This is a genomic window from Proteiniphilum sp. (assembly GCF_034331125.1).
Taxonomy (GTDB): Bacteria; Bacteroidota; Bacteroidia; order Bacteroidales; family Dysgonomonadaceae; genus Proteiniphilum; species Proteiniphilum saccharofermentans.
Map to the genome: position 1 here is coordinate 1 of NZ_JAXQGC010000016.1, position 13274 is coordinate 13274.

Genomic DNA, 13274 nt, shown 5'->3' on the forward strand with positions numbered 1-13274 from the left:
CTTAAAGATAAATACTTTATCTGACACATGTAATTTTTATTTGAGACTTTTAGGTACACAATAAAATGGAATATTCGTAAACACAAAATTTATTACATGTGTAAATCCGGTTTTTATTATCTTTTTATTATTTGATATAAATTGCCTATCATCCATTTGATTTATATTTATTCCCCTCTGGGTCTTTTGCGTTTGCGCAAATTGTCTCATATTTGTGGGAAATACCCTGTTGTATTCTATTTTTTATCGGATAGGAGTGATTTTTTGTAAAGAATTCATGTGATTCTTAGCCAAACAACAGAATATTGCCAAGAAATCACCTCTTTACCTTTATCAGTTGCTCCCGAAGGTGCTTTTCTCAACCAACAGCCAACAAAGAAGAACCAGTGATTATTCGAAGAGGGCTATTTAGATAATTTGTCCAGGGCCTTTTCTCTTTATCTTGTGTGGAGATAAGTTCAGTAAAGCCGGAATCTTATTTCTGATCCGTTAGGAACTTCTCCAGAAGGGCACTTTTTTCTTTCTCCAGTTCGACTCTATCCGTTCATATAATTTGTCTTTTTCCGAATAAAGTTCCACTAACTTATTCAAAGGATTAAAATTAAAGATTTGAGAACTTTGGTCGAAGAAGTTAGCAGAGAATCATTAGCCATATTCCAGATAAAGTCTTCGTTTATCCCCACAACTCTGACGTATACTTTTATTGTCTCGTCATCAAGTTCGTGAGGTTTATCCAATTGCAGTACTCCGTTGAGTTTACTCCAACCAATCCGGAAGAAAGTATACCGTAAAGATTCATTTTTTATTTGTCTAGCAAACCTCTGAGATAAGCAATTTCTTTATCTTTATCGGCAATGATTTTATCTTTTTCTGCGATAAGTCTTTCGTATAAATTTTTCTCTTCTTCTGATTTGTGATTGATAGTAACCGAACTGTTGTTAAAACCTACCTCATTGTCTTTGATTGCATTGATATAAACGCTATCATCAACATTGATAAGGTCCTCGATTGTTGTTTCCAAAACATCGGCTATTAACTGTAAACGTTCGATGTCCAGTTTTGTAACTCCGTTTTCGACCTTTTGCCAGGTTTTCAGATGCATATTTAATTTATCTGCCATTTCCTGCTGAGTGAGGTTGCTTTGCTCACGAAGTCTTTTGATTTTGTTGTGAATTGCTCCCATGTTGATAGTATTGTAGCTAAAAAGTATCTTTTTCGTAATCAATTGGATATTAAAAGTAGGTTTTGCCCTATCTTTAAAACACTTACCTTTGTCATCTCAAGCTAGTTGAGAAAGTGTAAAGGTACAAAAAATATCTAAAACTTAAACAAAATGCGTATGAAAACATAGAAATTAAAAAGAATAAGTATTTTTGTACTGTTAAATACGGTACGAAATTACATAGCGCTTTTTTGGTCTTTACTACGAATCCGCAAAATTCAAACCAGAGGCCAAGAATGGAAGCGCCCTTAGCAATAAGGGCGTGGACATTGTCTTATTCTCTGGTGAAGGCCCTTGCGGAGCCTGTAGTGAGGAATAACGACAATCGTCCGCGCCTCTTTTTTATATCCCCACATATACATTAGAGCCACCCGAATAAGATGTTAGATGCCTGATTACCGGGAGTCTTATTCCTTCATCAACAGAATATCTATTTATTCTTCGTCCGTACGATTGTCTAATACCGCACCGGGTTTCAGTTACCTGAAAACTCTTTCCTCTTTCAGCCGGCATTAGCCGGAAATACCCGTTTAATTCAAGTTTTACAAGTTGTTACCCCGCCAATAGACATGAAATAAGGTTGGTAAACGAAAAGACCTGTGAAACTTCAGCATTTAATTTTTTAATAAATGCCGACAAAGTATTTGCCGTTTGGAACGGATCAAATTCACCGTCGGCCTGTAAACATATAACATAATAATACACCATGATACTGAAAAAATGTATTCCTCCTATGTAATAACAATTTGTATGCCATTGTAATAGTAAAACAAATTAGGTTTACAATAACATTTGCTAACATCTAATCATTTATTAATCAATCTAAAACAAAATCCAGGAATGAAACAAGTAATTTTAAGTTTAGTGAAAGGGATGATGCTTTTCTTTATGTGGGCATTTTCCGTATGTATGCTTGCCCAGAACATTACCGTAAGAGGTACGGTTACGGATGGTACGGGAGAAGCCTTAATTGGCGTAACAGTACAAGTGCAGGGAACAACGACCGGAACCATTACCGACATAGACGGTAATTTCTCTCTTCCCAACGTTCCGCCTGATGCGACACTGGAAATATCTTACGTGGGCATGGTCTCACAAAGAATTGCGGTGGACGGAAGAACGACCATCAATATTACATTGACAGAGGACGTGGAAGCACTCGAAGAAGTGGTGGTCGTAGGCTATGGCACACAAAAAGCCAGAGAGTTAACAGGCTCGGTCGTTTCTGTCAAAGGAGACCAGATCCGGGAAGCCCCGGTGGCAAATGTCCTGAACTCTTTGGCAGGGACAATGGCGGGGGTTACCGTCAATACAAGGAGCGGTGAACCGGGACTGGACAATCCTTCCATTTTTATCAGGGGAAAAAACACGCTCGGGAACAACGCCCCGCTGATCATCATCGATGGCGTTCCACGGGATGGCCTCGAGAGGCTCAACCCGAATGATATTGAAAACATTACTGTACTGAAGGATGCCACTGCTGCAATCTACGGGGCACGTGCGGCCAACGGGGTTATACTTGTAGAAACAAGAAGCGGAAAGTCAGGAAAAGCAACTTTCAACTTTTCGTATAACATGGGTTTTCAACAGGATACAAGGGTTCCCAATATGACGGATGCATTTACCTTCGCCACCATTCAAAATGAAATAGAAACGTTAAACGGCAGGCCGGCGATATACAGCGACGAGGAGTTGGAGCTGTACAGAAACGGGACTGACCCGTACTACCCCAATACGGACTGGTATTCTTATATTACAAAGAAATTCACGCCCCAGAACCGTTTGGATTTTTCGGTCGACGGAGGGAATGAAAATACCACCTACAGGGTTTCATTGGGAAGAACCTTTCAGGACGGGCATTATAAATACGGCATTACCGAACATGAACAGTACAACCTGCAATCAAAGATCGACGCGACCATCTCAAAAAATGTCTCGTTCGGCTTAAACCTGAGAGGAACCGTTTTAGACGGTATCAGACCTTACAACTACGATGATATTTATCCCCATATCTTTTTATACCATCCCACATGGTTTCCCACGTGGCCGGGAACCGATTACATGGCGCCGGGACGGGATAACGACAATTTAATTAACAGGGTAAGCGCAAACGAAGGATACAGGAGTTCAAAAAGTAAAATGCTTCAATCAACGCTTACATACCGGGTAAATGCTCCCTGGGTCGAGGGCCTGTACCTGAACGGGAGTTTCAATTATGATTACAGTAACAGTTTTAATAAAATATGGTATGAACCGAGTTACGTCTATTACCGGGATGAGGATACAGGTGAATATACAAGAGGAAGGACAGGATTCGGGGCCGATGATCCCAGCTTAAGCGTGGATACGGAAAACAATACGATGTTTCTATGGAATGTGATGCTGAACTACGAGAAGCAATTGGACCAGCATAGTATAGCGGGTCTGGCAGGATATGAGCAAATGACGAGTAATTACGATTATCTGCTCGGTTCCCGGAGCCGTTTCGTCTCGACCAAAATACATGAATTATTTGCCGGTACCAGTGACAGGAACTATATGAACAATGACGGTTCCGCGGGAGAATCGGCCCGTATCAATTATTTCGGACGATTAAGTTATAATTATGCCCAAAAGTACTTGTTACAGTTTACTTTCAGGTATGACGGCTCCCAAAACTTCCCCAAAGACAAAAGATTCGGTTTTTTCCCGGGTGTTTCCGCCGGATGGAATATTTCAGAAGAGGCTTTCATGCAGGAGGTGGATTTGATTTCATACCTGAAGATAAAAGCATCGTACGGGAGAATGGGGAATGATAACGTTTCCGCATACCAGTACCTGACAGCATACGAATTCGGCAGTAATTACGTGATCGGGAATGTGGATGTAAACGGGCTTAACGCATTGAATGTGCCAAATCCCAATATTACCTGGGAGATCGCGAACACATTTAATTTCGGGATAGATTTTTATTTATGGAACGCGCTACGGGGAGAAATCAATGTCTTTAATTCGGAAAGATCCAATATACTCACAAAAAGATCGGCGGTAATTCCTGAATATACCGGCCTGCAATTGCCTGACGAGAACATCGGTATTGTCCGCAACAGGGGGATAGAGGTTGAAATCACGTACAATTCCAGGTTCAGGGACATTGAATACTTTCTTTCCGGGAACTTCTCTTTTAACCGGAATAAGGTTATTTTCACCGATGAAGCCCCGATGGCCGAAGAGTACCAGCTGGCTACCGGAAGACCCCTGGGATCAAGATTGTTATACAAATCCATCGGGATTTTTAAAGACTGGGAGGAGATCGAAAATTATCCGCATTTGCTTGGTGCCCAGCCGGGTGATATTAAATATGAGGACGTAAATAAAGACGGGGAAATTAACTCGCTGGACCAGATACGGATTAATGAGACGGCTGATCCTGAGATAATCTTCGGGTTAAACGCCGGGATTACTTATAAGAATTTCAATGTATCGATACTTCTGCAAGGCCAGGAAAATGCTAATTTCTTAAATACGACGAACTGGACCACTTCACTGAGCAAAGGTGCCGGGAATTATTACCAATGGCGTGTAAACAACCATTGGACTCCCGAAAATACGGATGCCACTATGCCGAGAAGCTCCGAAAGTAGAAGCGAAAATACACAGGAATCAACCCACTGGCTTTTAGACGCGGGATTTTTAAGGCTAAAGAACGTGGAGATCGGTTATAACCTCCCTCTTAACTGGATAAATCGATTTGGATTACAAAATTGCAGGATCTATTTGAGTGGGCATAACCTCTTTTTGATTTATGACCACATGAAGGAAATCGGATATGACCCGGAAGTACCTTCCGCATGGTATTATCCTCAACAAAGGGTTTACAATATAGGCATTAATCTAACATTTTAACTTTACATGACAATGAGAAAAATAAAATACGTAATTATAATATGTATAATCCCTGTTATTTTCACAGGTTGCCATAATATACTTGACATTGAACCGAAAGACAGGATAACGGGAATATGGGAAAATGAAGCACTTGTGGAATCTTACGTGAATGGTATGTATAACAGTTTGCAGCACGGGTTTTGTGAAGCTATATGGGGTTCCCTGACGGATGAGATGCATGATATTCATAATAATGGCGGCGCATGGACTGTCCAGCGAGGGGAATTGACTTCGGATAATGTCTCTACCCTTAGCACGACAACGACTACTCCTTCTTTTAATAAATGGGAAACCGCCTATGCAAGGATAAGGGATATCAACGAGTTCTTCCAGGAAATAGAATCTTCAACTTTTGATGATAAAATGAAAAACCGACTGAAAGGTGAAATGAAATTCATAAGAGCCTATTTATACTCGGAACTGTTATGGAGGTATGGGGATGTTCCACTAATCACGAATGTTTTTGCTCTCGACGATGACTATACGTCTGTGAGCAGGGAAAATTATGATAAAGTCGTTGATTTTATCATAAGTGAACTGGACGAAGCTGCCGTATTGTTAAGCCAGAGTGAGGCCGGGAAGGGTAGGGCGACACCGGATGCCACTTTAGCGCTAAAATCCCGTGTCCTTTTGTACGCGGCAAGCCCGTTAAACAACCCTTCAAACGACCTCACAAAATGGGAAAAAGCGGCAGAAGCGGCAGAAGCACTTATAGACAAGGAATACACCCTATATCACGATTATCAGAATCTCTTTTTGGAAGACAATAATGAAATAATATTTGCAAGATATTTCACCAAATCCATCAATCATAATATAAATGGCTATTCGGGCACTAATAGCCTTTACGGCGGTGGTCATAATCATCCTACCGAAAATATGGTGATGGATTATGAAATGACAAACGGTGAGCTTCCGTACAACCTCGGTCCTTCCAACGAAATTATAGTGAATCCGGAATCAGGATATGATCCGAAAAATCCGTATATAGACAGGGATCCGAGGTTCTATGCCTCTATCCTCTACGATGGCGCTGTTTTTCAGAACCACGAAATTGAAACATTCGACGGTGGAATCGATTCGCCTCTGAGTAGTGTATTGCCGTGGAATGCCACCATGACCGGCTATTATCTGCATAAATTTATTGATCCCTCTAAGTCGGTGAATTTAAGGACTGATGACCTGGGTACAAATCCCTGGATATTCTTCCGCTATGGAGAGATCCTGTTGAATTATGCCGAAGCCAAATTTGAATTGGGAGATGAAGAAACTGCAAGGGAATAGGAATATATTAATCTCATCCGTGCAAGAGTGAATATGCCTCCTGTTACTTCTTCAGGGATCGACTTAAGAGACAGGATACGTCATGAAAGGAGGATCGAACTGGCGTTTGAGGGACATCGGTTCTTTGATGTGAGAAGGTGGAAAATCCTGGAAGAGGTGTCATCCAGACAAATTATAGGGATGCAGATCAGAAAGGCGGCCAATGGAGAAAAAAGCTACACTATCAAAACGGTCGCGCCGGTTGTATATTATGAACAACATCTCCGGTTGCCGATACCACGTACGGAAATCGATAAAAGTGGAGGTGCCTTGACGCAAAACACAGGATATTAACAAATTCAATGCATAAGGTAGGAATAATGTATTATTTTTGCCTTATGCATTATTAAATTAACAGACATATATGAAAACGCATCTATTACATAAAAAAGGACGATCCTTTTCTTTCTTTTTTTATGGTTTATCCTTTTTATTTTTGATCTCTTGCTTCGGTGTCCGGGAACGGCAATTGCCGGAAAATGAATTGCTGGATAAAGAAACATTCAGGAACCCCGGTAAAATTCATTATCCCGAAACATGGTTCCATTTTATCGGGGGCAACGTATCGAAGGAAGGTATAACCGCCGACCTGGAGGCTATCGCGGCAGCCGGTATTTCAGGTATCCAGTTATTCCACGGGCAGTTCGGGGGAGAGTGGCCGGGGGTATCCCCGCAGATCAAAGCATTGAGTGAGTCGTGGGACGACCTTATCGTCTGGACAGCCGAAGAGTGTAAGCGGTTGGACCTGAAATTCACCATGCAGAATTGTCCCGGCTGGTCGTATGCCGGAGGACCATGGATCGAACCGGAAAACTCCATGCGCCATCTGGTGCGTTCCCGTAAGGACATCAACGGCGGCCAGACGGTCAATACCCAACTGGAAATACCTCAACCCAGTGAAGAGGAGTGGCGCAATTATAAAGACCTTTTTGTGATCGCATTTCCTACACCGGAAGGGGATACGGGTATCCGGCTACTTCCGGCCGGCATACAAAGCAACCGCAGTGACCTGCCGTGGGAAGAGTGCCTGGTAGGGCAAAAGAGGTTGATGCTGGCCCCTTCACTGTCAGAACCGACGACCATCGATGTCCGGTTTAGCGAAGAAACGACTGTCCGTACGGTGGAGTTCCCGCCGGTAAATTCGTTTTCCCATGCATGGAGTTATTCACCGGATATCACGATCGCGATTTACGCAGAAACCGTTGATGGAATGAAACAGGTTGCATGGCTGGAGATGCCTCCGGGAAGCTGGCAGGACGACCAGCCCATCTCCATCGCCTGTGAGGAAGCCGCAGCACAATCCTACCGCATAGAGATCTCCAACCTCCATGAAATGACGATTTCCTATATCAACTTTTACTCCGCCGCCCGGCAACAGAACTGGGAGTCGGAAGCGGCATGGACACTCAGAAGGATTGTAAGGGAAGATTATCCTAAACAATCCTCTGCCGCGTGGGTCGATCCTTCCACCATTGTGGATATCACGGACAAGATGGATCCGTCAGGGATATTATCATGGGACACCCCCGAAGGGAAGTGGACTGTCCTCAGAATAGGGCATGTCAACACCGGGATGAGAAACGGGCCGGCTCCTCCCGAAGCCACCGGATGGGAGTCCAACAAACTCGATCCGGCCGGAGCCCGGGCCAACTTCGAGGGTTATATAGGCCGGTTGTTGAACGATAACAGCAGCCTTAGGGAAGGTCTCCTTAACGGCATACTGATAGACAGTTGGGAGTGCAGGACCCAGACATGGACGGCCGGACTGGATGATACCTTCCGTGAGAAATGGGATTACTCCCTCTTCTCGATGTTTCCCGCCATCTTCGGCTATGTGGTGGATGATCCCGAAACCACGGCCCGCTTCCTGCGGGACTGGCGGGTCACCTTAAACGACCTGCTAGTAAAGAATTTCTTCGGTGAAATGGGTAGCATTGCAGGGGAAAACGGATTGAAAATCTCATTTGAAACAGCATCCGGTGATATTTTCCCGGGAGATATCCTCGAATATTACAAGTATGCCGATGTGCCGATGTGTGAGTTCTGGCACCCAAAGATGGACTCCTATGTCGGAAGCCTCGAATTCAAGCCGGTAAAGCCCTGCGTGTCGGCAAGCCGCGTATATGGCAAGGGGAGGGTAGCCGCCGAGGCGTTCACCTCCTTCGACCTGTCGTGGAATGAGCATCCCGGTTTCATAAAGGACAGGGCGGACGAACACCTGGCACGGGGAGTGACCCACATGGTGTTCCATACCTACACCCACAATCCCCGCACGGACTTCCTGCCTCCCTCCACATCGTTCGGTTCCGGCATCGGGACGCCTTTCCTGCGTTTGCAGACCTGGTGGAAGCATATGCCGCATTTTACGGACTACCTGGCAAGGTGCAATTACATGCTTGAAAGCGGGAACCCGGTATCGGACGTGTTGATGTACCTGGGCGACGAGCAGAACCACAAACCCGACCAGTCTTTGGATTTCCCGGAAGGCTATGCGTATGACTATTGTAACCCGGACGTGTTACTCAACCGGTTGTCGGTAAAAGACGGACGGCTCGTCACGCCGGAGGGGATTTCATACCGTGTCTTATGGTTGTACGACTGCAAACGGATGCTGCCGGAAACACTGGAAAAGATCCTTTCCTTCGCACAACAAGGCATTACCATTGTGGGAGAACCGCCTGCATGTATTGCGACCCTGAGCGGAGGGGAAGCGGAAGAGGTTCGTTTCAGGAAGGCGGTAGAAGCCCTCTGGGGAGACAGTAGCCAAAGCGTTCGTAGAGTCGGGAAAGGAAAAGTATATACCGGTGAGATCGGGGCAGCCCTGACAGCAGAGGAAATCCATCCCGATATTAATGTCAAATTCTCCGATGTGAGATGGCTGCACCGCAGAGTAGGCAGTTCTGATCTCTATTTCCTGTCCGCCCCCGAAGAAAAGGGGTACAAGGGTACTATCTCCTTCCGCAGTAAGGGTAATGCCGAGATATGGGATCCACTGACAGGTGAAACCCGGAGCGTGGCATCCCTGTTGACGAAAGAGGGTTACACACAGGTTGAGATGGATCTCCCGGCAGGCACATCCTGCTTTGTAGTCTTTCGCGGTAATACCGCTGCCCCGGCGAAAAAAACGCTCACCGACACCGAAAAGCCGCTTCCCATCACCAAAGAAACGGAAATTAAAAATGGTTGGGAAATCTCTTTCCCCGAAGGATGGGGGATAGGGGAGTCACCGGTCAGGATCGACCGGTTGGTGGCATGGAAGGATATCCCGTCACTAAGTACGGAAGGTAAAGCCTTCTCGGGAACGGCTGTCTACCATACCACATTTAGCATGGATGACAGATCAGACAAAGCGAAGTACCTGCTTGACCTGGGACAGGTGGAGATGATCGCAAAAGTCACCCTGAACGAAAAGGAAGTAGCCACCAAATGGACATATCCCTATAGTATGGATATAACAGAGTACCTACAACCGGGTGAAAACAGGCTGGAGGTAGCCGTGACCAGCACATGGTTCAACCGGCTTGCTTATGACGCAGGGTTACCCGAGCCACAGAGAAAAACCTGGACTATCAACGGCCCGAAAGAGGGATCACCTTTTAAGGATTACGGGTTGTTAGGTCCGGTGGAAATTGTAATAAAAACGAACTAATTATCATCGATAGTATATAGAACATGGAGTTATTAAAGACCGGCATCCACCTCTTTAATGCCTTAAAAATTGAAATTTATGTAATCGAAGACAGTTATCCTATCGGTAATTATTAATTTAGAAACGGGAGGGGACATCACGAATGAGACATCCCCTCCCGTTTGCCATCGGCTAATTCTCCTGACGGCATAACTATTTTTTTAGTTATTAATTAGTCGATCCTTAAAATAGGCATAATTATCTGATGAGCAGCAAAATAACGTTAGTATTTCTTGTGTATTTTTGCAGTTTTTTGTATCTTTACGGTATGAAACCCTGCAAATTATGATAGGAAAATTACCGGAAAAAGGACAGCGCGATTTATTCCGTCCTATGCTGAAAGACTTTATCGACAGCAAGCACGAACTTGTTTTGCTTGCAGACAAAATAGATTGGGAATACTTCGAAAACGAGTTTTCCCCGCTGTATTCAGAAAAAGGGGCTCCAAGCGTTCCCATTCGTCTGATGGTGGGTTGTTTGATGCTGAAGCATCTGTACAATCTCGGCGATGAACGTATACCCGAGTTTTGGGTTCGAGACGTTTACTTCCAGTATTTTTGTGGCGGAGAATTTTTCGAACACAAGTTTCCTTTCGATCCGAGTGATTTTGTTCACTTCCGTAATCGTGTGGGAAAAGAAGGCATAGGCAAAATATTCGCCTACAGCGTGCATCTTCACGGAAAAGAAGTACCCAGGCAATCCAAGTTTGTTCTTTCGGACACCACAGTCCAGGAAAACAACACCACTTTTCCCACCGATGCCAAATTGTGTAAAAAGGTTATCGACAAATGCAATAAAATAGCCGAAGAATCGGGTATAAGCAGCGTCAGTGGTATACACAGGAGAGCAAGCAGTTGGTTCGCAACACTTACAACGGCAAGCATCCCAAGCGGGCAAAAAAAGCCGGAAAAGCAAAGCGACGGTTGAAAACCATAGCAGGGGCCCTGTTGCGAGAACTTGAACGCAAAATGAGCGATGAGCAAAAAGCGCTTTACCGGAAAGAGCTGTCGCTTTACAAGCGTGTTATCAATCAACAGAAAGATGACAAAGACAAGATTTACAGCCTTCACAAGCCTTTTACACGCTGTATCCCCAAGGGCAAAACGCACAAACAATATGAGTTCGGCAATAAGGTCGGACTGATAACTACGGGAAAAAGAGGTCGAAAAGTTATCACGGCGATAAAAGCTTTTTTGGATACGCCTTATGACGGAGACACCATCGATCCTTTATTGGAACAAATGCAGCAGAACAAGCTGAAACTACCCCAAGAGCTGGCATACGATCGTGGCGGGAAAGGCAGAAAGCAGATTAAGGGAGTAACCATCATTACCCCCGACAAACCCAAAGCATCGGATACGGTTTATCAAAAACGGTGCAAACGCAACAAATGTAGAGCCAGAGCAGCCATCGAACCCATTATCGGACATCTGAAAAAAGACTTTCGTATGGAACAAAACTACTTGTGGGGCGAAAAAGGCATACAAATCAATGCTTTTATGGCTGCAACGGCTTGGAACTTGAAGAAAATGATGGAAAAACTCGTAAGAGAGTTTTTGCATTTTGTTCTCAGAATATTTTTCAAGCAGAGATTACAACTTGCGACCTGATAAAAGTGATTTATTAAGGAGAGACTAATTAGTGGGAGGATTAAATCCTTGCACGATACTTTAGAAACTGTTTAAATTTTATTGCTATGCTATTTTGAATCTATTTTGGGATAGATTTTTTATTTTTTTCTTGCGGATTTAGCGGGCTAAATCAAAAGGAAAAAGAGAAAAAGATGCGCAAAAGAGACCAAAATGGTAGCAAAGAAAAATAGACTGTACAATTATAAAAATATTTCGGTAAAATTTAAAATGATTATCCGCAATAGTTCCTATTATAAATTCTTGATTTGAAATCGGGCGTGTAAGTGAGGGCAGCTACCAGAAGCCTGTCAAACTGCTTCTCACCGAAATAACGCCTGTTGAACTTGTAACAGAACTGATTTAGATAATATTGTAAGTATTCGGGTTTCATTTTGTAATATACGCCCAATAATTGTCGCTTGGCATTACTTATTGCCGTATGGACCCAGGGCAGGACACTGGGGAGCTCCTTGGGTGGGATGACAGATGCCGTATGCGAATGGACATGTTCTTTTAATTGTGTATAGGAAGTCGAATCATCGGTGGTTAAATCCGCCGTGTTCTCGATGTGTTCTTTGACATTCTTTGTGATTGTATCGGACTTCAAATCGTTGATTACTTTCATTTTCAGGTATCTGACCTTCTTTGGTTTTTTGCCTGCTTTTGGGCTTTCAACTGTTTTGCTTTCAGCCATTACCAATACTTTGGTTTTTTTCTGACTGCCGCGGCCGCGTTTCAACGGTTTATCCCTGTCTTCAAGGGATATTTCCGTGGAAAAGAAGGCATCGTCCAGCTCGATGGCACCTTCAAGAGTGTACTCATCATCACGCTTGCCCATCACGTCACGCAGCTTATTGACCATTTCCCATATCGGCTGATAGCGCTTGTGTCCTAATTGGCGTTGCAGTTCAGCCGTAGAGAAGGAACCTTTGGTGGCTGTGAGCAGGTGCATGGCGACGAACCAGTAACGGTAAGGCAGGTTGGAGTGTTGCATGACAGTGCCTGAACGCAAGGTTTGGCGGGCATGGCAACGCTTGCATTCGTAGGCTTGTTTGTTTTGAAGCCAGTAATGTTCTTTACAATTACAATGACGACAAGTTATACCCATTTGGTCTCTTAGTTCTTTGAATTTTTTCCGACAGGACTCCTCATCGGGGTAATTTATGGCAAAATCCAGGATATTCATAGCTCGAATTATTTTATTGTTGTTGATGTAAATATAATGAATATCAATGAATTGTGCAAACATTTTTTGAAACTTATTTATAACTTTTTCCCGCTAAATTCTTTAGGAAGAACTGCGGATAATCATTAAATTTAAACAGTTTCTTAGTCTTTTGGTGCAAAATTAGGGGATATGCCGGGTTCATACAAGTACGGAAAAAATAAATCGGATAGGGATAAATTTCTGTCCGGAAATAATAATACAACTGATGTTTCGCAGTTAAAAATGAAGTTGATAATCAGAGGATAAGAGATAAAA

The 13274-nt window shown here is 43.7% G+C and carries 6 protein-coding genes and 1 pseudogene; 5 read left to right on the forward strand and 2 right to left on the reverse strand.

Translation table 11 applies throughout. From position 1 onward, the window contains the following. Window positions 1-802 precede the first annotated feature (802 nt). Window positions 803-1183 (reverse strand): helix-turn-helix domain-containing protein, encoded by a 381-nt coding sequence (locus U2P89_RS04425; protein WP_322190730.1) that lies wholly within the window; start codon window positions 1181-1183, stop codon window positions 803-805. Window positions 1184-2062: 879 nt separating this feature from the next. Here U2P89_RS04425 and U2P89_RS04430 point away from each other — a divergent pair. The 5 genes and pseudogenes from U2P89_RS04430 (at window position 2063) to U2P89_RS04450 (ending at window position 11770) form a co-directional block, all read left to right on the forward strand. Next, complete coding sequence (locus U2P89_RS04430; protein ID WP_313380335.1) at window positions 2063-5107, forward strand: TonB-dependent receptor; 3045 nt, start codon at window positions 2063-2065, stop codon at window positions 5105-5107. Window positions 5108-5119: 12 nt separating this feature from the next. Next, window positions 5120-6766: pseudogene (locus tag U2P89_RS04435) on the forward strand (RagB/SusD family nutrient uptake outer membrane protein). A gap of 70 nt (window positions 6767-6836) precedes the next feature. Continuing rightward, entirely contained in the window at window positions 6837-10121 is a 3285-nt protein-coding gene (locus U2P89_RS04440) for a glycosyl hydrolase (protein WP_322190731.1), read from the forward strand. A 324-nt stretch (window positions 10122-10445) separates the two neighbouring features. Beyond that, window positions 10446-11087, forward strand: coding sequence for a transposase (locus U2P89_RS04445; protein WP_322190732.1), 642 nt, complete (start codon window positions 10446-10448; stop codon window positions 11085-11087). Then, window positions 11015-11770 (forward strand): transposase, encoded by a 756-nt coding sequence (locus U2P89_RS04450; RefSeq protein ID WP_322190733.1) that lies wholly within the window; start codon window positions 11015-11017, stop codon window positions 11768-11770. The genes U2P89_RS04445 and U2P89_RS04450 overlap by 73 nt, the downstream gene beginning before the upstream one ends. A 253-nt stretch (window positions 11771-12023) precedes the next feature. Here U2P89_RS04450 and U2P89_RS04455 read toward each other — a convergent pair whose 3' ends face one another. Beyond that, window positions 12024-12977: an IS1595-like element ISPba1 family transposase gene (locus tag U2P89_RS04455; RefSeq protein ID WP_076932151.1), complete on the reverse strand. Its 954-nt coding sequence runs from the start codon at window positions 12975-12977 to the stop codon at window positions 12024-12026. Between the last annotated feature and the right edge of the window lie 297 nt (window positions 12978-13274).

Coding starts and splice junctions, on each gene's coding strand:
- U2P89_RS04425 (WP_322190730.1), bottom strand. CDS start 1,183: ATGGGAGCAATTCACAACAAAATCAAAAGACTTCGTGAGCAAAGCAAC.
- U2P89_RS04440 (WP_322190731.1), top strand. CDS start 6,837: ATGAAAACGCATCTATTACATAAAAAAGGACGATCCTTTTCTTTCTTT.
- U2P89_RS04455 (WP_076932151.1), bottom strand. CDS start 12,977: ATGAATATCCTGGATTTTGCCATAAATTACCCCGATGAGGAGTCCTGT.
- U2P89_RS04445 (WP_322190732.1), top strand. CDS start 10,446: ATGATAGGAAAATTACCGGAAAAAGGACAGCGCGATTTATTCCGTCCT.
- U2P89_RS04430 (WP_313380335.1), top strand. CDS start 2,063: ATGAAACAAGTAATTTTAAGTTTAGTGAAAGGGATGATGCTTTTCTTT.